The 23,576-nt window shown below is 61.7% G+C and carries 18 protein-coding genes; 14 read left to right on the top strand and 4 right to left on the bottom strand.

Translation table 11 applies throughout. From position 1 onward, the window contains the following. Positions 1 to 31 precede the first annotated feature (31 nt). The gene (locus REH34_RS14880) at positions 32 to 970 is read left to right on the top strand and encodes a metal ABC transporter solute-binding protein, Zn/Mn family (protein ID WP_311968283.1); all 939 of its coding nucleotides are present in this window, start codon (positions 32 to 34) and stop codon (positions 968 to 970) included. 103 nt (positions 971 to 1,073) lie between these two features. Here the strand turns inward: REH34_RS14880 and REH34_RS14875 are convergent, their stop codons facing one another. Further along, positions 1,074 to 2,024 (bottom strand): homoserine kinase, encoded by a 951-nt coding sequence (locus REH34_RS14875; protein ID WP_311968282.1) that lies wholly within the window; start codon positions 2,022 to 2,024, stop codon positions 1,074 to 1,076. A gap of 217 nt (positions 2,025 to 2,241) precedes the next feature. On the opposite strand from REH34_RS14875, the gene polA reads away from it, so the two are divergent. The 3 genes from polA (at position 2,242) to REH34_RS14860 (ending at position 7,900) form a co-directional block, all read left to right on the top strand. Further along, positions 2,242 to 5,007: a DNA polymerase I gene (gene polA / locus REH34_RS14870; protein WP_226503746.1), complete on the top strand. Its 2,766-nt coding sequence runs from the start codon at positions 2,242 to 2,244 to the stop codon at positions 5,005 to 5,007. Positions 5,008 to 5,388: 381 nt separating this feature from the next. Then, a complete protein-coding gene (locus REH34_RS14865; RefSeq protein WP_311968281.1) occupies positions 5,389 to 6,987 on the top strand; it encodes an argininosuccinate lyase in 1,599 nt (532 codons plus the stop codon). A gap of 7 nt (positions 6,988 to 6,994) precedes the next feature. After that, the gene (locus REH34_RS14860) at positions 6,995 to 7,900 is read left to right on the top strand and encodes a LysR family transcriptional regulator (RefSeq protein WP_226503744.1); all 906 of its coding nucleotides are present in this window, start codon (positions 6,995 to 6,997) and stop codon (positions 7,898 to 7,900) included. Between the two features lie 3 nt (positions 7,901 to 7,903). On the opposite strand, the gene yihA is transcribed toward REH34_RS14860, so the two are convergent. Then, positions 7,904 to 8,539 (bottom strand): ribosome biogenesis GTP-binding protein YihA/YsxC, encoded by a 636-nt coding sequence (gene yihA, locus REH34_RS14855; protein WP_226503743.1) that lies wholly within the window; start codon positions 8,537 to 8,539, stop codon positions 7,904 to 7,906. Positions 8,540 to 8,718: 179 nt separating this feature from the next. Between yihA and REH34_RS14850 the strand changes: the two genes are divergently transcribed. The 5 genes from REH34_RS14850 (at position 8,719) to REH34_RS14830 (ending at position 15,159) form a co-directional block, all read left to right on the top strand. Continuing rightward, positions 8,719 to 9,324, top strand: coding sequence for a c-type cytochrome (locus REH34_RS14850; protein WP_311968280.1), 606 nt, complete (start codon positions 8,719 to 8,721; stop codon positions 9,322 to 9,324). Between the two features lie 237 nt (positions 9,325 to 9,561). Then, on the top strand, positions 9,562 to 10,212 hold the full coding sequence (locus tag REH34_RS14845; RefSeq protein WP_226503741.1) for a thiol:disulfide interchange protein DsbA/DsbL: 651 nt from the start codon (positions 9,562 to 9,564) through the stop codon (positions 10,210 to 10,212). Between the two features lie 148 nt (positions 10,213 to 10,360). After that, positions 10,361 to 12,472: a diguanylate cyclase gene (locus tag REH34_RS14840; RefSeq protein ID WP_311968279.1), complete on the top strand. Its 2,112-nt coding sequence runs from the start codon at positions 10,361 to 10,363 to the stop codon at positions 12,470 to 12,472. 211 nt (positions 12,473 to 12,683) lie between these two features. Further along, a complete protein-coding gene (locus tag REH34_RS14835) occupies positions 12,684 to 13,466 on the top strand; it encodes an N-acetylmuramoyl-L-alanine amidase (RefSeq protein WP_311968278.1) in 783 nt (260 codons plus the stop codon). Between the two features lie 70 nt (positions 13,467 to 13,536). Continuing rightward, positions 13,537 to 15,159 carry an EAL domain-containing protein gene (locus tag REH34_RS14830; RefSeq protein WP_311968277.1) on the top strand — a complete coding sequence of 541 codons (1,623 nt, stop codon included), beginning with the start codon at positions 13,537 to 13,539 and terminating at the stop codon, positions 15,157 to 15,159. Between the two features lie 11 nt (positions 15,160 to 15,170). Here the strand turns inward: REH34_RS14830 and REH34_RS14825 are convergent, their stop codons facing one another. Next, entirely contained in the window at positions 15,171 to 16,958 is a 1,788-nt protein-coding gene (locus REH34_RS14825) for an ATP-binding protein (protein WP_311968276.1), read from the bottom strand. After that, a complete protein-coding gene (gene algB, locus REH34_RS14820) occupies positions 16,955 to 18,301 on the bottom strand; it encodes a sigma-54-dependent response regulator transcription factor AlgB (protein ID WP_226503736.1) in 1,347 nt (448 codons plus the stop codon). The genes REH34_RS14825 and algB overlap by 4 nt, the downstream gene beginning before the upstream one ends. Positions 18,302 to 18,524: 223 nt before the next feature. On the opposite strand from algB, the gene REH34_RS14815 reads away from it, so the two are divergent. The 5 genes from REH34_RS14815 (at position 18,525) to REH34_RS14795 (ending at position 23,483) form a co-directional block, all read left to right on the top strand. After that, positions 18,525 to 19,373 carry a BON domain-containing protein gene (locus tag REH34_RS14815; RefSeq protein ID WP_311968275.1) on the top strand — a complete coding sequence of 283 codons (849 nt, stop codon included), beginning with the start codon at positions 18,525 to 18,527 and terminating at the stop codon, positions 19,371 to 19,373. Between the two features lie 236 nt (positions 19,374 to 19,609). Beyond that, a complete protein-coding gene (locus REH34_RS14810) occupies positions 19,610 to 19,888 on the top strand; it encodes a hypothetical protein (protein WP_311968274.1) in 279 nt (92 codons plus the stop codon). Positions 19,889 to 19,992: 104 nt separating this feature from the next. Continuing rightward, complete coding sequence (locus REH34_RS14805; protein WP_226503733.1) at positions 19,993 to 20,157, top strand: DUF1328 domain-containing protein; 165 nt, start codon at positions 19,993 to 19,995, stop codon at positions 20,155 to 20,157. 583 nt (positions 20,158 to 20,740) lie between these two features. Next, positions 20,741 to 22,111 (top strand): glutamate/aspartate:proton symporter GltP, encoded by a 1,371-nt coding sequence (gene gltP / locus REH34_RS14800; protein WP_311968273.1) that lies wholly within the window; start codon positions 20,741 to 20,743, stop codon positions 22,109 to 22,111. Between the two features lie 130 nt (positions 22,112 to 22,241). Next, complete coding sequence (locus REH34_RS14795; RefSeq protein WP_311968272.1) at positions 22,242 to 23,483, top strand: nucleoside recognition domain-containing protein; 1,242 nt, start codon at positions 22,242 to 22,244, stop codon at positions 23,481 to 23,483. Positions 23,484 to 23,576: the final 93 nt, after the last annotated feature.

The following is a 23,576-nucleotide window of genomic DNA, read 5'->3' as shown; positions in this document are numbered from 1 at the left end:
GTTATTATGTTACCTGTTCTCGCCTCTTCGAGTGGTCACTGTGTCCCGATTTTTTGCAGTTTTTGTCGCTTTTTTGATCAGCTGCGGCGTTTTTGCCGGTGCCCAGGCTGCCGATCAGGGGCCGGTGAAGGTCTTGACCAGCATCAAACCGCTGCAGCTCATCGCCGCTGCCGTGCAGGACGGGGTCGGTACGCCGGACGTACTGCTGCCGCCGGGTGCTTCCCCTCATCATTACGCCTTGCGCCTGTCGGATGTGCGTCGGTTGGGCGATGCCGATCTGTTCTACTGGATCGGCCCGCAAATGGAGAACTTCCTCGAGCGGCCGTTGCAGGGGCGCAGCAAACCGACCGTCGCCGTGGCTACTGTGCCGGGCCTCAAGCTGCGCCATTTCGTTGCAGACAGCGGTTCTCACGAAGACGCCGACGAGCATGACCACGACCACCAGCCTGGTTCGCTCGACGAGCATCTGTGGCTGTCGACCGTCAACGCGCGGGTGATCGCTGCCAGCATGGCCGCGGACTTGAGCAAGGCCGATCCGGCCAATGCGGCGCGCTACCAGGCCAACGCCAAGGCATTCGCGACGCGGCTGGATGCCGTGGATGCCAAGCTCAAGGCGCAAGTGGCGCCGATTGCCGGCAAGCCGTTCTTCGTGTTCCACGAGGCGTTCGATTATTTCGAGGATGCTTACGGGCTCAAGCACGCCGGGGTGTTCACCGTGGCCGCCGAGGTGCAGCCGGGTGCCCAGCACGTCGCTGCCATGCGCGCGCAGTTGCAGGCGGTGGGCAAGACCTGCGTGTTCAGCGAGCCACCGATGCGCCCACGGCTGGCCGAGACGCTGACGGCAGGATTGCCAGTCAAGCTGGCCGAGCTGGATGCGCTGGGAGGATTCAACGAGGCGACTGCCAATGGCTATGAACAGCTGCTGAGCGAGCTGGGGGATGATTTGGTGGGGTGCCTGAACAGTCTCTAGCGTCTGTACGGGCCCTTCGCGGGCAAGCCTTGATCCCACAGGGCGGGCCAAGAGCCTTGCGCTTTTGGGAGCAAGGCTTGCCCGCTACAAGGCCTGCGGATAATCACAAAGCAAACGGCAGCACCACCCCAACCTTCTGCCGCTGCGCCAATCGAACCTCGAAATCCTTCGGATCATGGATCATCACGTCCATTCCCGCGAACGACTCGGCAGCAATCTGCCGAGACACCCAGAACCGCACGCACGCCACCCGCAACATTACTGGCCACAGCTGCGCTTCTGCCGCGGTGAACGGCCGCAGCGCCGCATAAGCGCCCAGCATCGCCCGTGCCCGTGGCGCATCGATCTGCCCGTCGCCGGTAGAACACCAGTCGTTGAGCGTGATTGCCAGGTCGTACAGCATCGGCCCGGAACAGGCGTTATAGAAATCGATCACGCCTGTGAGGTGAGTGCCTTCGAACATCACGTTGTCGCGGAACAGATCGCCATGCAGGTTGGCCCGCGGCAGGTCGAGTATCCCCTGCTTGTGTGTGCGGATCTCCTCCAGCGCCGAGCTCAGCAGCGCCGCCGAGCCGGCTTCGAGACGTTGCACCATCGCGGCGCCCTCTTCGAGCATCCAATCCAGCCCGCGATCGGTCTTGCGCTCCAGCACCGCCGGCCGCGTGGCCAGGTGGATATGGCCGAGCAGCTCGCCCACCTGCACGCAATGTTGATTGTTGGGCGTGGAAATATGCTTGCCGTCGAGGCGCGGCTGCAGCAACGCCGGCTTGCCCGCCAGTTCGCGCAGGGCCACGCCGTCGGTGGTACGCAGTGCGTAAGGCACCTGGATGTCGGCTTCATGGAGCACGTCGAGCAATTCGATAAAGAACGGCAAGTCCTGCACCGGGCCCCGTTCCACCAGGGTCAGGACGAACTCGCCTTGCTCCATGCTGATGAAGAAATTGCTGTTTTCCGTCCCGGCGGCAATGCCCTGGAAGTCGCGCAGGCGACCCAGGCCGTAGGGGGCGAGAAATTGTTCCAGCTGGGGCCGCGTCAGCGGAGTAAACACAGACATGTCGAAAGTTGCCCATCTTGGCGTGCCGCTGCGGGCCGCCCGGTTGAAATTGGCGCCAGGCGCCCCTTGGGTAAAAAACCCGCTGATGCTACCAGCGCGCCACGCACATGGACATGTCGGCCGGGCAGTTTGCGCTGCCCAGTGATAACCTTGTGGCTTTGTCGTCAATGATCCGGCCATTCTAGCGCCAGACCCGTCGAAAAGGTTGATTCTGCTCATGAGCAAAGCCCCCCTCGTCCTGGTGGACGGTTCCTCTTACTTGTACCGCGCCTTCCATGCGCTGCCACCCCTCGCTACGTCCAAGGGCATGCCGACCGGTGCGGTCAAGGGCGTGCTGAACATGCTCAAGAGCCTGCGCCGGCAATATCCGGACAGCCCCTTTGCAGTGGTGTTCGACGCCAAGGGCGGGACCTTCCGTGACGACCTTTACGCCGAATACAAGGCCAACCGCCCGAGCATGCCCGACGACCTGCGCGTGCAGGTCGAGCCGCTGCACGCGTCGGTTCGCGCCTTGGGCTATCCGCTGTTGTGCGTCGACAATGTCGAAGCCGATGACGTGATCGGCACCCTGGCCCGCAGCAGCGCCGCCAGCGACCGCCCGGTAATCATCTCCACCGGCGACAAGGACATGGCCCAGCTGGTCGACGGCCATATTACGCTGGTCAACACCATGACCGGCAGTGTCCTTGACATCCCTGGCGTCAAAGAGAAGTTCGGTGTCGGTCCCGAGCACATCATCGACTTCCTCGCGCTGATGGGCGACAAGGTCGACAACATTCCAGGCGTGCCCGGTGTCGGTGAAAAGACTGCTCAGGGCTTGCTGGTGGGTATCGGCGGCGGCCTGGCCGAGCTCTACGCCAACCTCGACAAGGTCGCGGCGTTGCCTATTCGAGGCGCCAAGAATCTCTCCGCCAAGCTCGAAGAGCATCGCGAGATGGCGTTCTTGTCCTACGAACTGGCGACCATCAAGATCGACGTGCCGCTGGATATCGAAGTCGATGCGCTGATGTGCACCGAGCCGGATCGCGAAGCCCTCCTGGCGCTGTACAGCGAGTTGGAATTCCGCAGCTGGGTCGACGAGATCCAGCGCGACGCCAAGCGCGCCGGCACCGAAATCGCCACGCCGAGCGAACCTGAGTTGGTAGTCGAAAGCCGCTACGAGACCATTCTCGACCAGGCCCGCTTCGACGTCTGGCTGGAGAAGCTCAAGGCCGCCAAACTGTTCGCCTTCGACACCGAAACCACCGGCCTGGATGCCCAGAAGGCGCAACTGGTCGGCCTGTCGTTTGCCGTCGAGCCTCACGAGGCCGCATACATTCCCTTGACCCATTCGTACATGGGCGTGCCCGAGCAACTGGACCGCGACACCGTGCTGCGGGCCCTCAAGCCGCTGCTCGAAGACCCGACCAAGCTCAAGGTCGGCCAGCACGCCAAGTACGACATGAACATCCTCGCCAACTGCGCCATCGGGGGAGATATCAGCCAGGGCATCCTGGTGCAGGGCGTGGCTTACGACACCATGCTCGAGTCCTACGTGCTGGACTCCACCGCGACCCGCCACGACATGGACAGCCTGGCCTACAAGTACCTCAATCACACCAACATCGCTTTCCAGGACATCGCCGGCAAGGGCGCCAAGCAGCTGACGTTCGACCAGATCGCCCTGGAACAGGCCGGCCCCTACGCCGCCGAAGACGCCGATATCACTCTGCGCCTGCACTTGCACTTGCAGGAAAAACTCGCCGCGACCCCTAGCCTCAAGCCGGTGCTTGAAGACATCGAAATGCCGCTGGTGCCGGTGCTGGCCAAGATCGAGCGCCAGGGCGCGCTGGTGGATGCCAAGCTGCTGGGCGTGCAGAGCGTCGAACTGGGCGACAAGCTGGTGGCGTTGGAGCGCGAGGCGTTCGACATCGCCGGTGAAGAGTTCAACCTTGGTTCGCCCAAGCAGCTCGGCGTGATCCTGTACGAGAAGCTCGGCATGCCGATCCTCAACAAGACCGCCAAGGGCCAGGCCTCCACCGCCGAAGCCGTGCTCGCGGAACTGGCCGAGCTGGATTTCCCGCTGCCCAAGGTGCTGATGCAGTACCGCTCGCTGAGCAAGCTGAAAAGCACCTACACCGACCGCCTGCCCGAGCAGATCAACCCGCGCACCGGGCGTATCCACACGTCCTATCACCAGGCGGTGGCGGCCACCGGGCGCTTGTCGTCCAGCGATCCGAACTTGCAGAACATCCCGATCCGTACCGCCGAAGGGCGGCGCATTCGGCAGGCGTTCGTGGCCCCGCCGGGGTACAAGCTGCTGGCGGCGGACTACTCGCAGATCGAGCTGCGCATCATGGCCCACCTGGCCCGTGACGAAAGCCTGCTGCACGCCTTCCAGAACGACCTCGACGTACACCGCGCGACGGCGGCAGAAGTGTTCGGCGTCGAGCTGGCCGACGTCACCACCGATCAGCGCCGTAGCGCCAAGGCGATCAACTTCGGCTTGATCTATGGCATGAGCGCGTTTGGCCTGGCCAAGCAGATCGGTGTCGATCGCAAGCAGTCGCAAGCCTATATCGACCGCTATTTCACCCAGTATCCCGGCGTACTGGCTTATATGGAGCGCACCCGCGCCCAGGCCGCCGAGCAAGGCTTCGTCGAAACCCTGTTTGGCCGGCGGCTGTACCTGCCCGACATCAACGCCAAGAACCCGGCCCTGCGCAAAGGCGCCGAACGTACCGCGATCAACGCGCCGATGCAGGGCACGGCGGCGGATATCATCAAGCGCGCGATGGTCAAGGTCGACCAGTGGCTCGACACCTCGGGCCTAGATGCGCGGGTGATCCTGCAGGTGCACGATGAACTGGTGCTGGAAGTGCGTGACGATCTGGTCGAGCAAGTCAGCGCCCAGATCCGCCCGCACATGAGCGACGCGGCGCAGCTGGACGTGCCGCTGCTGGTGGAAGTGGGCGTCGGCCTGAACTGGGACGAGGCGCACTGACAGCGTTCAGATGAAGCCGCTGTCATGCTCGGTTCTGATTATGAAACAAGGACTTGATAGGTGCTGTTTACCAATCGGTCCGGAACTAATCGGCTTTGCCGGCACTCAGAGAACGTGAATGGCAGCGATGCCGTTCATGCTCCTATGTTGTGTTAAGTGTTGGCAGATATCCGGACCCCTTTCCCTGGGTGGTCTGGAACTTGAACCCCCGGACTTCCCCCTCCCCATACGAAGTCCAGGGGTTTTTTTTGCCTGCGATAAGGGACGTCCATATTTAAAAAGTATCAGAATCGCATTTTTTATATATTTCATATTTGCAGATCACCGGCGTAGGCTTTTCGGGCTTGGACCCCTAATAAAAAGCACAATCGGAGATCCCCAATGCCTGCCACCAAGACCCTCCTGCACCTGGCCGTCGCCTTTGCCCTGAGCGGCAGTTACGCCGCCTACGCCGCCAATACCGCCGACCTGCCCTGCGCCACCACTGAGCAATGCGCCGCCCAAGCGGCAAAGATCGGCGCCACCGTCGACAAATCCAAAGGCAAGGGTGACAAGAGCGAAAGCCAGTTCGCCTGGCTGAACCGCATCAACAAGGCCTCGTTGGTGATGCTGATCGAGCAAGGCATTGTCACCCCGCAAATGGGCCAGAAACTCGCTGGTGGTGTGCGCTACGCCATCGAGCAAGGCGACCAGCCCGATGGCAAGCGCCCGACCGATGTGCTGCAGCTCGAGCAGATCATGACCGACAAGATCGGCCCGGAGGCGTCGTTGATCCACTCCGGCCGCAGTCGTCAGGACATGCTTGCCACCTACCGGCTGGCCAAATTGCGCTCCGACGTGCTGGCTGTCGATGAAGCGCTGAACGCTACGCGCCAGCGCATCCTCGAGCTGGCCGACAAGAACATCGACACCCTGGTGCCCGCCTATACCAACGGCGTGCAGGCGATGCCGATCACTTACGCCCACTACCTGCTGGCGTACGAAGCCTCCTTCGACCGCGATGGCCAGCGCATCCGCGAGCTGTACCAGCGCCTGAACCTCAGCCCCATGGGCACCGCAGTGCTGGCCAACTCCGCCTACCCGCTGAATCGCGAGCGCCTGGCCGAACTCTTGGGGTTCGATGGCGTGCGCGAGAACTCGCTGGATTCGAGTCAGGTCTCGACCTATGACATTCCGATCGAAGCGGCAAACATCGCGGCGTCATCGGCAATCCGCATCGGCGCGATGATCGGCGATATTCATACTCAATATCATCAGATCCGCCCCTGGTTGCTGCTGGATGAAGAAAAGACCTACACCAGCAGCGCTATGCCGCAAAAGCGTAACCCCGGTTTGCTGATGCGAGCACGCGAGACGTCATCGGATGTCGTTGGCCTGGCCCAGACCGTGACCCTGCGCGCCCATAACGTCACTACTGGCATGACCGACTACAAGTTCGCTTTCGATTCGCTGGGCGTATTCGATTCGACCAAGGACATGTTCGGCGCCATGGACGCCGTGCTCGAAGCCTTGCAGGTCAATCCCCAGCGCGCCCGCGAAGAACTCGAAAACGAGTGGACCACCTCCATGGAGCTGGCCGACACCCTGGAACGCACGCAAAAAGTACCGTTCCGCATTGGCCACAGCTTTGCGTCGCTGATCGTCGAAGAGGCCCGTGACAACGGCTTCACGCCCAAGACCTTCCCCTACGATCACGCCCAGACGCTCTACGCCCAGGCCGCCGACAAATACCACTGGACGCCCAACACCCTGCCGCTCGACGAGGCCACCTTCCGCGCGTCGCTGTCGCCGCAGAACATGGTCAATACCCGCAAAGGCACTGGCGGTCCACAGCCGGAGGAGGTCAAGCGCATGCTCGCCGAAGCCCACAAGACCCTCGACGGCGACCGCCAATGGCTCAAGGAGCGCCGTGAAAAGTTGACCCAGGCCGAGAGCAATCTCGACCGCGCCTTCGGCCAGTTGCTGCCGCCCAAGGGTTGACCCACTTATGGAGCTTCGCCACCTGCGTTACTTCCTCATGGTCGCTGAGGAACGCCACTTCACTCGCGCTGCGGCCCGCCTGAACATGCAGCAGCCGCCACTCAGCCAGCAGATCCGTGCGCTGGAACAGGAGTTGGGCTTTGCGTTGTTCGTGCGTCATCCCAAGGGCGTCGACCTGACCCCCGGCGGTCAGGTTTTTCTCGCCGAAGCGCGGGATATCCTCAATCGGGTCGAAGACGCCAGCCGCCACGCCGCGCTGGCGGCCGCCGGTTTCGCGGGCAGCCTCAAGGTCGGCTTTACCACATCGGCCGCCGCCCACCCGGCGATCCCATCGCTGCTGCGGGCTTACCGTGCGCAATACCCTGGGGTCAGCCTGCTGCTCAGCGAAGGCAATGCCCGGGAGTTGACCGCGGAGCTCGCAGAGCAGCGCCTCGATATCGGGTTTCTGCGCGCGCCGGTGGCACGTCCGCCGAACCTGGTGTTTCATGCGCTGTTAGAGGAAGAGATGCTGCTGGTGCTGCCGGTTGGTCACCCGTTGCTGGAGCAACAGGGGGCTGATGGCTTCAGCCTGGCGCAACTGGCTGATGAAGCGTTTATCCTGGTGCGCCGCAATGGCGCTCCGGGGCTGTACGCCGATCTGATTCAGGCCTGTGAGAACGCTGGCTTCAGCCCGCGCATCGCGTTCGAGGTGGAGCGCATGCTGACCAATATCAATCTGGTCGCGGCGGGCGCCGGCATCTCGGTGGTGCCGGCGTCGATGCGTGGCTTTCACGGCGCGAGCGTCGTGTATTGCTCGCTAAGGGAGTCGACGCCCAAACTGATCGCGCCGATCACTCTGGTGCATGGCCGAGATGCGAGCAACCCAGTGGTATTGAATTTTGTCGATATGGCGCGGCAGGTCAAGGTGACCTAGCCGTCACGCTTCGACGACTTTGTCCGGCAGTTCCATCCAGTTGGCCAGGACCGCGTAAGCGTCTTCGAGGCCCATGCGCTTGGGCGCGGAGAATAGCTGGATGCTCACCGCATCGCCCCAGCCCTTGCGAATTTCGCTCTGCACCTTGAGCAAGGTGTTCTTGGCCGCACCGAAGGTGAGCTTGTCGGCCTTGGTCAACAGGATGTGCATGGGCATGTGGCTGGCGACCGCCCAATCGAGCATGAGAATGTCGAAGTCGGTCATCGGATGGCGAATGTCCATCATCAGGATCAAGCCCTTGAGGCTTTCGCGGCTGCCCAGATAGGCTTCCAGGTGGCGCTGCCAGTGCAGCTTGAGCGGGATCGGCACCTTGGCGTAGCCGTAACCGGGCAAGTCGACCAGCCGGCGTTGCTCGTCGAGCTGGAAAAAGTTGAGCAGTTGCGTGCGACCTGGGGTTTTCGAGGTGCGGGCCAGGCTGGCGTGGGTCAGGGTATTCAGCGCGCTGGATTTACCCGCATTGGAGCGGCCGGCGAACGCGACCTCAAAGCCCTCGTCATCCGGGCACTGGTCGACCTTGGCGGCGCTGAGGGAAAAAGTAGCCTGCTGGCACAGACCGAGGATGGGGTTCTTGACGTGCATGTGATATCCGATGAGGGCGCGGTGGGAGGCCCGATTGGGCGCGATGTTCCGCTACTGGTGCGCCAGTATACAATGCCGCCGATTGTCTGCGGTCGTTGCGCGCGCGGTGGTGGCTTTTATCCCGCTAGAAATGACCGGTGACATACTTGAAGACTGGCCTGGCTGTGTGAGAACGACGGATGAACAGATGGATGCTGTGCCTGCTGTTGAGCCTGGGATGGTGCGTGGTCGCCCAGGCTGCGGGCGATGCCGCTGCCGGTCAGACCAAGGTGGCCGTGTGCGGCGCCTGTCACGGCCCGGATGGCAACAGCCTGGTGCCGATCTTCCCCAAGCTGGCCGGGCAAGGGGAGCGTTACCTGCTCAAGGAACTGCTGGATATCCAGGCCGGGCACCGCGCGGTGCCGGAGATGGCCGGGCAGTTGACCGATCTCGCTCCACAGGATCTGGCCGACATCGCCGCGTTCTATGCAGGCAAAACGGCCAATGTCGGCGTGACCGACCCCGCCCTCGCCGCCCAAGGCGCAGCGCTGTATCACGGCGGCCGCCTGGAGGCCGGTCTGCCCGCTTGCAGCGCCTGCCACGGCCCCGATGGTGCGGGGCTGGCGGCCGCAGGCTTCCCGCAGTTGAGCGGCCAGCAGGCCGCCTACACCCTCAAACAGTTGACCAACTTTCGCAGTGGTGCGCGTGCCAACGATGGCGATACCGCGCCCATGCGCACGGTCGCAGGCAAGCTCACGGACAGCGATATCGCCGCGCTGGCGGCCTATATCCAAGGCCTGCGTTAACGCTGCGGTAATGCAGCCGCGCCAGCATGGCGGGTCATGGCAGTTGCAGCGTTGGTTCTCGCAGTTGTTAACGATTGGTTACGATTAATCGAGATGAAATCCCTGTCATGGAAAAGAAACCTGGGTGCCCGGTGGCCTTTTTGCCAACAACTGCCGTTACACTACCGAACTGAATCTTGCCGTGGCCAGTCTCACGCTGGTCGTTTCATGGCGATCCATCTTGCACAGGAGTAACGCATGCGTAATCTGATTCTCAGCGCCGCCCTCATGGTTGTCAGCCTGTTCGGCCTGACTGCCCAGGCGGCCGACAATGTCCAGCTTGAGCCCGGCAAGACCTACGTTCAGTTGGACAGTCCGGTGCCCGTACAAGTACCTGGCAAGATCGAAGTGGTCGAGATGTTCTGGTACGGCTGCCCGCACTGTTTCGCGTTCGAGCCGGTGATCAATCCCTGGATTGAAAAACTGCCTGCCGATGTGCACTTCATCCGCATTCCGGCCATGTTCGGCGGCCCATGGGATGCCCACGGCCAGCTGTTCATCACCCTCGATATCATGGGCGTCGAGAAAAAGGTGCATGCCGCCGTATTCAATGCGATCCAGAAGGAAGGCAAGCGCCTGACCGACAAGGAGGCCATGGCTGATTTCGTCGCTACTCAAGGTGTCGACAAGCAGCAGTTCCTTGAGACCTTCGATTCGTTCGCGGTGAAGGGCAAGATTACCCAGTACAAGGATTTGGCCAAGAAATACAATATTTCTGGCGTGCCGACCATGATCGTCAACGGCAAGTACCGTTTCGATGTGGGCAGTGCCGGCGGTGAAGAGCAAGCATTGAACGTGGCCGATCAACTGATCGCCAAAGAACGTGCCTCCATGAAGGTCGCTCAGTAACAGCTGCGCTACAGTATTAGTACATAGCAACGACGCCGGGCCCCCAGCCCGGTGGTGGCGCTGGAAGTTCGAGCGTCTTGCCGCTCCTGCGTTCTGCAGGAGCGGCGACCCCTCTGCCAGCAGGTAACGGTTTTTCTGGCAGACCCGCATGAGCGAAGAATCCGAACGCTGGAAAGAAAAATACCTCAAGAGCCTGGAGCGCCAGGAGAAGCTTGAGCGTCGTTGGGAAGCCCGTCTCGACTTGCTGCGCCGTGGCCTGGTGCGCAGTACCCTGGCCGCCGAAGGCAGCGACAAGGTGGTTGACCAATGTATGAAGGAAATGCGCGAGGTCGTGCGCACCGACGACATGGATGCCGCCTTGGCGGGCCTGCTGCCGAGGCTGGAGAAGGCCGTTCTTGATTCCGAGCAGCGCCGCGAGGTGCGTGTAGAGCAGATCGGCAGTGCCTTGGGGGCGTTGGTCACTCAGTTGCAGGCCCTACCGCTGAGCCGCGATGTCAGCCGGCCACTGAAGAAGTTTGCCAAAAGCCTTGATGAGCGTGCCGGTCAGGCGCGGGAAATCCCGTTGCTGTTGGGTGAGCTGAGCAAGTTGCAGGGCGATGCCTTGTCACAGCTGGAGATGCCCGAGCAGCCCGTTCGGCCTGGCTTGTTGCAACGGCTGTTCGGCGGCAAGGAGCCCGAGGTGCAAGAGGCGCAGGCGCCTGGCGCGGCGGTCGAGACGACTCACGCGGCGGCGGTGGGCGGTTCGTTACCGGCACCCGTCGAGCATGACGATGAAGTCGGCGAATCGAGCGCTGTTGTGCCGGCTCCAACGCTGGCGGAGGCCGTTCGGCCTGCCTTGCCCGCCGAAGAGCGGTTGACGCCACCCCCTCTCAAAGCGCCCGAAGCAGAGGTTGAACCACCAGCAGCGTCTGTGGAAGAAGCGCAAAAAGCACTCGACACGCCTGCGGCAACGCCCGAGCCTGAAGCTGAAGCTGAAGCCGAAGCCGAAGCCGAAGCCGAAGCCGAAGCCGATGCCGATACCCGTGAGCCCGCCGCCGCCTCCGTGCCCCTCGATCAAGCCGATGCGGATGAACCGTCGCCCCAACCCGCCCCGCTGCCGATCTTCCTCGACAGCCTGCCTTTGCCCCCGGTCATGGCCGAAGCCTTCGCCGCCATCGACCCGCACGCACCGGCCGAGGATATTCTCTACGCTCTGCCCGACACCCCCGAACCGTCCTACAGCTCGGTGGCTACCCATATCGAGGACACCTTGCTGGGCCTGCTCAACGACCTGAGCGTCCCCGAGCGTCACCAGCCCCAGGCCGACAGTCTCAAAGGCCGCCTCGAACACGGTCTCAACTGGTACGAACTGCTACCGATTCTCGACGATCTGGCTGTGCTCATGTTGGCGGTCAATGACAGTGGCCAGCATGAATTCGAAACCTACCTGCAGGAGCTCAATCGCCGCCTCGAAGGTTTCCAGAGCCAATTGCGCGAAGCCAGCGACGGTCACGCCGACAACCATAACGTGGCGCGCGAGATGGACAGCGAGCTGCGCGAACAGGTCGACGGCTTGCAAAGCAGCGTCGCTGGCGCCACCGACATCATCAGCCTCAAGGGCATCCTCGACAGCCGACTCGAAGGCTTGCTCGGCACGCTCGACGCGCACCAGCAGCAGCGCGACCTGCGCGAGCAGGAGGTGGCGAGCCGCTTGCAAGCGTTGGCCGAGCGGGTCAGCACCATGGAAACCGAGGCGTTGGGCTACCGCGAACACCTCGAAGAACAACGCCAGAAAGCCCTCAACGACCCGCTCACCGGCCTGCCCAATCGCGCAGCCTGGAGCGAGCGGCTCGAACAGGAAGTCGCACAGTGGCAGGAAACCGGCGATCCATTGATGCTGGCCATGGTCGATCTCGACCACTTCAAGGTCATCAACGACAGTTACGGTCACCTGGCCGGCGATAAAGTGCTGAAAATCATCGCGTCGCAGTTGCAAAAACGCCTGCGCCCGGGTGATTTCATCGCCCGCTTCGGTGGCGAAGAGTTCGTCGTATCGATGCCACGCACGGCCCAGGCGGATGGCGCCGCCGTACTCGAAAGCATGCGCGCGGCGATCGAAGCCTGCCCGTTCCACTTCAAGGGCCAGCGGGTCACCATTACCACGTCCATTGGTTTCAGCGGGTTCAAACCCCATGAGCGCGCCGATGCCGTACTCAAGCGTGCTGACCAGGCGCTTTACAAGGCCAAAGAGGCAGGACGCAATACGGTGATGCCGGGCTGAACTGCGGTGCCTCCACTGGCCTCCTTGCGGGCAAGCCTTGCTCCCACAGGGCAAGACGCGAGTCGAGCACCTGTAAGAGCAAGGCTTGCCCGCTAAGGGGCCGGCGGCCATCACACAAAATCCAAAGCTCAACCCACCTGCCAAATCACGAAATTCCAATAACCTTTACGTTATGATATTGCATTGCCGACTTCACACGTGTCCCGCCACCTTGAAACTACTCCGTTATTTCGCTGCCCCGCTGTTGATCCTGCTCGCCGCCTGCAGCAGCGAACCGAAGATCGACAAGAGCTTCCCTTCGGCCAACCACGACAGCCGCATCCAGTTCGTAGTGATGCACTACACCTCGGCATCCCTGCCCCGCTCACTGGCCTTGCTGACCCACGGCGAAGTCAGCGCCCACTACCTGATTGGCGACAACCCGCCGACCCTCTACCAGTTGGTGGACGAAAACCAGCGCGCCTGGCATGCCGGCGAAAGCGAGTGGGCGGGCCGCACCTGGCTCAACTCCAGCTCGCTGGGCATCGAAATCGTCAGCCCGGGCTATACCGATGGCCCCAACGGGCGTGTCTGGTACCCCTACACCGAGGGGCAGATCAACTCGCTGATCTACCTGCTCAAGGACATTCGTTCGCGATATAAGATCGACCCGCGCAATTATGTCGGTCATAGTGATATCGCGCCGCTGCGAAAACTTGATCCAGGGCCGCTGTTCCCTTGGAAACGCCTGGCCCAGGAGGGTTTCGGAATCTGGCCGGACGCCAACGAGGTCGCCCGCTACAAGGCTCGATTCGATGTCAATCTGCCGAGCGCGACCTGGTTCCAGCAGCAGCTCGCGCAGTTGGGTTATGCGGTCCCGCAAACCGGCGAGTTCGATGTCACCACTGTCCACGTCATTGCCGCATTCCAGATGCATTATCGTCCGGAGCGTTTTGATGGCAGCGCCGATGCGCAAAGCGCCGCGATCCTGCAGGCGCTCAATAATATGAAGTGATATACCGGGAGCCGTCCACCGGCTGATATCTGACCCGCTGCCACCCCGTGTACCCACTGGATCTACGTCAATGTTATTTGCCACCGCAGCGCTGCGCAGCAACTTGGGCCGTCCCTGGATACTGGCGACGCTGACGGCTATTGCAGTGGCGCTGCTGCTCTCGGCAGGCAGCTACATGCTGGTCAAGCACGCGTTGGAGCAAAGCGAAGCCGAGCAGATGAACGCCCGCGGCGAACGCTTCCTCGATCGTCTGGAGCAGATCTTCGGTCAGTTGCGCGAAGGCGTCGATCAACTCGCGGCGCAGCCGTCGCGCCAGTGCGACGCCCCCATGCTGGCGGCGCTCAACCAGGTCGGGTTCGACTATCGCTTCGTGTTCGAGGCGGCGTTTGTCAACGGCAATCAACCGTGCTCCAGTCGCCCGGGTCGCGCCACTGCCGACCTGGATCGGCCCCCGGATATCGAGGGCCCCACCTACAAGTACTGGCTGAACACTTCGACCGAGCCTAACGACAACCTGGCGGCACTGATGCTGGGACGGGGCAATTTTCGTGTGTCCACCTCCCGTGGGCATCTGACCGACGTCGTCGATCTGTCCGATAACGGCAGCCTGCTGGTGCTGCTCGACAAAGGCCAGCGTGCGGTGCCGGTGCTGGGCCCGCCGCAGGTCTGGCCACCGACGCGCAACTGGCCGCCCAGCTCGGGGGACGCGCTGACCATCACCGCCGACCGCCTGATCTATCGCATGTCGACCAAATCGCCGGACTACCAGCTGGTATTGATCACCCCACGGATCAACCTGATGGCCCGGCTCAACTCGCCATTATGGCTGTTGTTCCCGGCGAGCTTGCTGATTGCCATCTTCTCCGGCTGGTCGGTGTTGGTGCTGGTGCGCCAGCGCCGCACCCTGAACGGTGAGCTGCAGGGCGCCCTGCGCCGTGGCGAGATACGCGTGCTGTATCAGCCGATCTTCGATTTGAGCAGCCGCCGCTGCGTGGGTGCCGAGGCGCTGGTGCGATGGCGGCGCCCAGACGGCACGCTGACCAGCCCCGACCTGTTCATTCCGTTGGCGGAGAACACCGGGTTGATTCGCGAGATCACCGACTTCGTGCTCCAGCAGCTGCTCGAACAGCTCGGCCAGGTGCTGCGCGCCAATCCGCACCTGTATATTTCGGTCAATCTGGCGGCCTGCGATGTCATGGAGCCGCGCATTGGCACGGTGGTGGGACAGTTGCTGGATCTGTATCGGGTGTCGCCGCGCCAGATCGCGTTCGAAGTCACCGAGCGTGGCCTGATCGACGTAGTGCCCGCGCGGGAAAACCTGCAAAGCCTGCGCGACCTGGGCCATCAGGTATTGATCGACGACTTCGGTACGGGCTATTGCAGCCTGGCCTATCTGCAGACGCTGCCGGTGGATTGCCTGAAAATCGACAAGGCCTTCATCGATGCCCTTGGCCATGACGCCGCCAGCAGTGGAGTGGCACCGCACATCATTCGCATGGCCCACGCGCTCGACCTCAAGGTGATCGCCGAGGGCATCGAGTCCGAGGCCCAGGCGATTCTGCTGGGCAGCGAAGGGGTCAATTACGGACAGGGCTGGTTGTTCGCTCAGGCGCTCAATTCGCGCCAGTTCAGCGAGCTGGTGACCCGTGGCCGGCGCAAGAAGATCGGCCGGAGGGTCGAAGACGAAGCCTGAACCCGGTCCGCCTAGACCGGCAGCGTCATATAGAACTGCGTGCCCTGCCCCGGCCGCGAATAGACCCCCATGCGTCCGCCGTGCAGTTGCACGATTTCCTTGCACAACGCCAGACCCAGGCCGGCACCGCCCTTTTTGCGCCCGACCTGCACGAAGGGCTCGAAGATCCGCCCCTGCTGGCCGTAGGCGATGCCTTCGCCGTTGTCCTCCACGCTGATGATGACGCGCTCGGCATGCCGTCGGGCCTGCAGATGGATGCGACCGTTTTCCGGGGTATGGCGCAAGGCGTTGTCCATCAGGTTGTCGATCACCCGATCGAGTTGTGCCTGATCGGCCAGTAGCCGGGGCAAGGCCTCTTGCTCCTCGATGGCGAGTACGATGCCTTTCTCCTGCGCCGGCCCCTGATAGCGGGCTTCGGCGCGCAGCAGCAGATCGCCGATGGTGCAGGGTGCCAGGTTGAGCTTTTGCTGCCCACTCTGGTAACGCGAGAAATTCAGCAGGTCGTTGATCAGTTGCATCAGGCGCTGCATTTCTTCGTTGACCGTGCTCAGCAGGTCGTATTCGCGCGACGCCGGGTCGAAGTGGACTCGCTCTTGCAGCAGCCCGAAGGCCATGTGCATGCCGGTCACCGGCGTGCGCAGCTCGTGGGAGGCGCGCAGCACGAACTCGCTGCGCACGCGTTCGAAAGCGCGTTGCTCGGTGACGTCGTGGAGCACCATCACGGCGCCTAGGATCTGCCCGGTCGGGTGGCTGACCGGGGTCAAGCTGTAGGACAGCAGGCGAGTCTCGCCCTCGACTTCGAAACTCAGGTCCTCCAGAGCACGTTCCAGCGAGCCGCCACGGAGGATCAATTGCAGCTGTTCGTCCATCTCCGGACGTCGCAATGCCTGGCCCAAGGGGTTGCCCAGCTGGCTGTCGTCCCAGCCAAGCTGGCGTTGCGCCACCGGGTTGAGATGTTCCAGCAGGCCCTGGCGATCGATCATCAGCAAACCGTCGTCGATGCTGTCGAGCACCGCTTGCAAGCGTTGCTGGCCCGCGCGCAGCTCGTCGACATTGGTTTCCTGATGGCGACGCAAGGCCGCGGCCATGGTGCCGAAGCGATCGGTCAGCTGATTCATCTCGACGGCCGACGAGGTCGGCAGGGTCACCTCGAAATTACCTTGGCTGATATGGTCGGCGGCGGTCGCCAGCGCTTCGATCGGTCCGCCGAAACGCTTGGCGATGCCATGGGCGGTGATGAAGCCGATGATCAGCACGGCAATACCCACCAGCCCCAGCAGCGTGGAGATCAGCACCGCGCGATCGTGGGAGGCCATCTCGCCAGCGGTGATCAGGTCGAGCGTGGCACGGTGGGTTTCGATCAGATCGTTGCGGACTCGGTTGAAAGCCTCATTCTGGTTGCCATCGTCGCTGACATTGCTGGCATTGTGCACGGCTTGTGCCAGCGCCTCTACGTAGCCTTGGTAATCGCTGGCGGCCTGTACGAAGGCGCGCTGTTGCTCGACGGTAATGGGCGCCGCGAGCGCTTCATCGAGCAGTGTGCGAAATTGCACCTGAGACCGTTGGAGCGCTGTCTTGTCGGGCACATCGTTCTGGGTCATGAACAATTGATCGCCCAAGGTCTGGCGCAGTTTCAGGCCGAGGTCCAGGGTGACGAAGTTGTTGTGAATCAGCGACTGCTGGGCCTTGGCCATCTGAATGACGCTGACCAGGCCCAGCAACAGCCCCAGCAAGGCAACAGTGATCAATGCGGAAATGCTCAGGAACAAGCGCGTCCGCAATTTCATCGGCAGCTTCATAGGTTGTACTGTTTGCGTTTGCGGTACAGGGTCGAGGCATCGATACCCAAAGTCTTGGCGGCTTGGTCAAGGGTGTCGCTGGTGGACAGCACCGCGCCGATGTGGGCTTTTTCCAGCTCGTCCAGGCTCAAGGCGGCACCGATACGCGGCGCGTTGTTGACCGGTTGCTCGGCCATGCCCAAGTGGCTGACCTCGACCTTGTCCTTGGCGCAGATGATGCTCGCGCGCTCGATGACGTTACGCAGTTCGCGGATATTGCCGGGCCAGCGGTAGTTGAGCAGTGCCGCGCGGGCTTCTTCGCTGAAGGTCCGTGCCGGGCGGGCGTATTCCTTGACGAAGCGCGCCAGGAAGCGCTCGGCCAAGGTGAGGATGTCTTCGCTGCGCTCGCGCAACGGCGGCAGGTGCAAGGTGATGACGTTGAGGCGGTAGAGCAGGTCTTCGCGGAAGCGACCGTCGCGCACCATGTCCTCGAGGTTGAGGTTGGTCGCGGCGAGGATGCGCACGTCGGCGCGGCGGGTCACCGGGTCGCCGACGCGCTCGTATTCCTTGTCCTGAATAAAACGCAGCAATTTGGGCTGCAGGGTTAGCGGGAAGTCGCCGATTTCGTCGAGGAACAAGGTCCCGCCATCGGCCTGATTGACCCGGCCCAAGGTGCTCTCGCTGGCACCGGTGAAGGCGCCGCGGCTGTGGCCGAACAGCTCGCTTTCCATCAGTTCGGCAGTCAGCGACGGGCAATTGATGGTTACGCAGGATTTTTTCGCGCGTTTGCTCCAGCCATGGATGGCGCGGGCCAGTTCCCCTTTACCCGTACCCGATTCGCCGAGGATGAGGATGTTGGCGTCGGTAGTGGCGACCTGTCGAGCGGTCTCCAGCACGACCATCATCGCCGGACTGTGGGAGTCGAGGCCGTCTTTAGGTTTGCGCACTTCGCCTTCGAGCGCTTCGAGCCGCGCCGACAGTTGCCGCACTTCCAGCTGCTTGGCGGTGGCCAGACGCAGCTGATCGGGGCTGCACGGTTTGACCAGATAATCCGCAGCGCCCGCCTGGATGGCGTCGACGGCGGTATCCACTGCCGAGTGAGCGGTGACGATGACAACTCGCATCCAAGGCGCCTGCACGCGCATCTGCGCTAATACGTCGAGGCCGTTGTCATCGCCCAGCCGCAGATCGAGGAAGCACAAGTCAAACACCTGGCGTTGCAGCAATGCCTCGGCCTGGGCCGAGCTATTGGCTGTCGCCACGCTATAGCCTTCATCCTCGAGGCAGTAACGAAAGGTACGCAGAATGGCGGACTCATCATCGACAAGCAAAATTCGGCCTTGATGGTCCGTGCCTGGTTCCATTTTCCTACGCCTCTATCAGATTGGTCTTACAGAAATGTCTTACATTAGTCAGGGAAAAATCGTGCAAGTTGCAGGGTTTATTCTGATTCATTCCGCACCCTGCATGGTAGTTCGCTGAACAAACAATCGCTAACTTTCTGATTTTTCTCCAAATCCGTGCTGTCAAAGGCCTGGCATAAGGGTTGCGACATCTGGGGCAATCCAAAAACATGGAGAATTATTGATGCAAACCCTCAAAAAGCTGGCTCTTGCTTCCGCCGCGCTGACGGTACTGTCAATGCACAGTGCGCCCAGTATTGCCGCCGACAGCAGTCTGGCCAGTCAACTGCAAGCGGCCAGGCAAGAAGGGTCGATCTGGACGGCATTCGCCCTTAACCGTCACCTGAGCCCGTTCAAGCTTGGGGTGGTCGTGCACCAAGGCACGGCAACCCTCAGTGGCTCGGTGGAAAACGAAGTGGATCGCGAGCTCGCGGCGCAGATCGCCGGGGACGTGGATGGGATTACCAAGGTCGACAATCAACTGAAGGTGGATGACCACCTGGCCGAGCAGATGCCCGCGCGCCAGTCGCTTGCCCAGCGCTTCGATGACGCGACCCTCACAGCCACTATCAAATCCAAATTGCTGTGGAACACCAGCACCCGCGACCTGCACGGCAGCGTTGCCACCGAAAACGGTGTGGTGACGCTCAAGGGCAAAGCGCCGACCGCCGATGCCAAATTGCTGGCCGGCAGCCTGGCGAGCAATACCGAAGGGGTCTATCAGGTCAACAACCTGATCAGCCTGGGCGCGGCCGATACGTCGACCACCCGCGCCGAAACAGCCGCCAAAACCACCGAAGACGCTCTGAGCGATGCCTGGATCACGAGCAAGGTGAAGGCCAGCCTGCTATATAGCCGCAGCCTCGATGGCCTGACCATCAATGTCGAAACCCACACCGGTATGGTCAGCCTGAGCGGCGATGTGGGCAGCAGCGAGGAAAAGACTGTGGCGCTGGAGCTGGCCCGCAATATTCGCGGCGTTCGCGGGGTGGATGCCGACCTGCTCAAAGTGGCCATCAAGCCGGCGCTGTAAGGGCCGACGGCGCAAGGCTGACTGGGTCGTGCAAATCGCCCGACCTACCGAGGGGGTATCGTGCAGGATGAACGTCACAAGCGCGCACTTTTAATCATAAGCTATTGATTTAACTATGTTTTATTCGGTAACAAAATGTGGCACGACGTCTGCAATAACTTCGATAACAGAATTATCGTCGTTGAACGCTACGACCAATCCTTCAGCAGCCATCACTGAAGGTCAGGAGCCACAGGATGAACCGCACACCTCTCGCCACCGCTGCTGTCGCCTCCTCCCACGTTCAACAGGGGCTCTTCCTGCTGTTCGCCATGCTGGTCACCCTGTTGGGCTGCATGGCGTATCAACGCATGACTCAAGCGCCCGAGCCATTGCTCCACATGGTGCCGCATGCGCAGAGCTCGCACTTCAGCCCGGTCAGCAGCCGCGGCATGGAAATGCCCAGTGCCCGCGACTTCGAACAAACAGCTGAAGTGAACGCCCCCGCCGCACCACAGCAGCGCTGGACGTTCTAAGAATCGACAGACGCCGCTATCGGCGGCGTCTCGGTAAACATCCGAGCCGAACAGGCCGGAAGGCAATGCTTCAAACCTAGAGACGTAACATAAGGAGATACATCATGCTGAGTTGGGCAGTTACATTCCTCATCATCGCCGTCATCGCTGCGGTCCTGGGCTTCGGTGGCATCGCCGGTACTGCCGCAGGCATTGCCAAAATCCTGTTCATCATCTTCCTGGTGCTGTTCGTGGTGTCCTTCTTCATGGGGCGTCGCGGTCGACCCTGACCGATAGTACGGAGTCGCAAAGCGACCAAGGGGTCGGGATGCTTTGACCGTCATGGTTGAAGTGACCTAAGGGTACAGGGAGTACCTTCGATGAGGACCGGGTCAGGGGAAGTGGTCATGCGCGATCATGGCCGAGCTGGAAACCAGCTCACAACTCTGTGGGAGCCAGGTATGCTGGCGAAGAGGCCAGCCGTTACATAACGGCGTCTGTTCGCGAACATAGCTCGCTCCCACAAGTACTTTCTGCGGAGGTTTCATTTTGATTTAGTTTCAGCATCTTTCTGATCGGAAATTCGAACATCCCGCCGTTTGAAAACCCCCTCCGCTCTACAGGCGCCAGCCAGCCTGCCCTCACCGATTCGACATTCCGAACGACCCGATGGCAGTAATTCGCACATCCACACAGATATCCAAGCCTTATACCGTTTCGGCATGACCCATGCCGTTCCGGCATTAGACGGGTCTTTTCTGCATGGGAATAGTGCACCCTTTTTTTCGTTGGCCAGCCCCGCCATTCAGGGTTGGCGAGCTTTTCCCGCAGCGCCGCGAGGTGCTCCAGGGTCACTGCAACAAGGGGTAATCTATGAAAAAGGCGAAACTCAGCCTGGCTTGGCAAATTCTCATCGGCCTTGTGCTCGGAATTGCAATCGGCGCAGCGCTCAACCATCTGGGCAAAGCCACCGCCGGCATGGAAGCCAAAAACTGGTGGGAAGACTCCTCGTGGTGGATCAGCACCGTGCTGCAACCGGCTGGCGATATCTTTATTCGCCTGATCAAGATGATCGTGGTGCCTATCGTGATCGCCTCGCTGATCGTCGGTATCGCGGGCGTGGGCGATGCCAAGAAGCTGGGCCGCATCGGGCTGAAAACCATCATTTACTTCGAGATCGTCACCACTTTGGCGATTCTGGTGGGTGTAGGCCTGGCCAATGCCTTACACCCCGGCGCGGGGATCGACATGAGCACCCTGTCGACAGTGGATATCTCTCAGTACCAGAAGACCACGGCCGAAGTGCAGCATGACCACGCTTTTGTCGCCACCCTGCTCAACCTGATTCCGTCGAACATCTTTGCCTCGATCGCCCGCGGCGACATGCTGCCGATCATTTTCTTTTCGGTGATGTTCGGCATGGGGCTGTCGAGCCTGCAGGCGGACCTGCGCGATCCGCTGGTGAAGGTGTTCCAGGGTGTCTCGGAAGCTATGTTCAAGGTCACTCACATGATCATGAACTATGCGCCGATCGGCGTTTTCGCCCTGATCGCGGTGACCGTGGCCAAGTTCGGCTTCAGCTCGTTGCTGCCATTGGCCAAGCTGGTGATCCTGGTCTACGTGGCCATCGCCTTCTTCGCCTTTGGGGTGCTGGGGCTGGTGGCGCGGATGTTCGGCTTCTCGATCCTCAAGCTGATGCGCATCCTCAAGGATGAGCTGATCCTGGCCTACTCCACCGCCAGTTCGGAAACCGTACTGCCGCGTATCATCGAGAAGATGGAAGCCTACGGAGCGCCGAAAGCGATCAGCAGCTTCGTGGTGCCGACCGGTTACTCGTTCAACCTCGATGGTTCGACGCTGTACCAGAGCATTGCGGCGTTGTTCATCGCTCAGCTGTACGGGATCGATCTGTCGATCGGTCAGCAACTGATGCTGATCCTGACCCTGATGGTCACCTCCAAGGGCATCGCCGGCGTACCGGGTGTGTCCTTCGTGGTGCTGCTGGCGACGCTCGGCAGCGTGGGCATCCCGCTGGAAGGCCTGGCGTTCATCGCTGGCGTCGACCGCATCATGGACATGGCCCGCACCGCACTCAACGTGGTCGGCAACGCCCTGGCGGTACTGGTGATCGCCAAGTGGGAGGGCATGTACGACGCGACCAAGGGCGAGCGTTACTGGAACAGCCTGCCGCACTTGCGCGGTCGTAGCACCAAGGCGCCAGCCGGCAAGGTCGTTACCGAATAAACCGATTTATCTGCGGTTGGCGAGCCCCGGATATTCGGGGCTGGTTTTTATCTGCTGCATTTCGCCTTATCGGTTTGGTAGTCCGGGGCCACGCCGTTATCATCGGCGCATCGTTTTGGGGGTGTGACAAATGCTTAATGGCCTATGGCTCGGGTTTTTCCTGGTGGCGGCGGTGTCCGGTCTCGCGCAGTGGCTGGTGGGCGGCAACGCTGGGGTCTTCGCGGCGATGGTCGAGAGCATTTTCGCCATGGCCAAGCTGTCGGTGGATGTCATGGTGCTGCTGTTCGGCACCCTGACGCTGTGGCTTGGTTTTCTGAAAATCGCCGAGAAGGCCGGCATCGTCGACTGGCTGGCCAAGGTGCTGGGCCCCTTGTTCGCGCGGCTGATGCCCGAGGTCCCGCCGGGGCATCCGGCGCTGGGCCTGATTACCCTCAATTTCGCTGCCAACGGCCTGGGCCTGGACAACGCCGCCACGCCTATCGGCCTCAAGGCCATGCGCGCGCTGCAAGAGCTCAATCCGCTGCCAGACACGGCCAGCAATGCGCAGATTCTGTTTCTGGTGCTCAACGCCTCGTCGCTGACGTTGCTGCCGGTGACCATCTTCATGTACCGCGCGCAGCAAGGTGCGCTGGACCCGACCCTGGTATTCCTGCCGATCCTGCTGGCCACCAGTGCGTCGACGCTGGTGGGGCTGTTGTCGGTCGCGGTCATGCAACGGCTGCGCCTGTGGGACCCGGTGGTGCTTGCCTATCTGATTCCGGGAGCCTTGTTGCTGGGCGCGTTCATGGCCCTGCTGGCCGGTCTGTCGGCGACGGCGCTGGCGAGTCTGTCGTCGATCCTCGGCAACCTGACGCTGTTCGGTTTGATCATCCTGTTCTTGCTGATTGGCGCGCTGAAGAAAGTACCGGTGTACGAAACCTTCGTCGAAGGCGCCAAGGAAGGCTTCGACGTGGCAAAGAACCTCCTGCCTTATCTGGTGGCGATGCTCTGCGCCGTTGGCGTGTTGCGGGCGTCGGGAGCGTTGGGGTTCGTGCTGGAGGGGATTCGCCATGCCGTGGAATGGGCCGGGCTCGATGGGCGATTCGTCGATGCGCTGCCAACCGCATTGGTGAAGCCGTTCTCGGGCAGCGCGGCGCGGGCGATGTTGATCGAGACCATGCAGAGCAAGGGCGTCGACAGCTTCCCGGCGTTGGTGGCGGCGACGATCCAGGGCAGCACCGAGACGACCTTTTACGTGCTGGCGGTGTATTTCGGCGCCGTGGGCATCAAGCGCGCGCGGCACGCGGTGGGATGCGCGTTATTGGCGGAGTTTTCCGGCGTGGTGGCGGCGATTGCGGTGTGTTACTGGTTTTTTGGGGCGACGGCGGCTTGATGGAGCCAGGGCCGGCCTCTTCGCAAGCACAGGTGTACGACTCTAGATATGCCAACGCTGTAGAAGCAAGGCTTGCCCGCGAAAGGGTCGGCC

The sequence above is a fragment of the Pseudomonas baltica genome (genome assembly GCF_031880315.1).
Lineage (GTDB): Bacteria > Pseudomonadota > Gammaproteobacteria > Pseudomonadales > Pseudomonadaceae > Aquipseudomonas.
The sequence above is the reverse complement of the archived record's forward strand: the minus strand, read 5'-3'. Positions and strand labels throughout refer to the sequence as shown.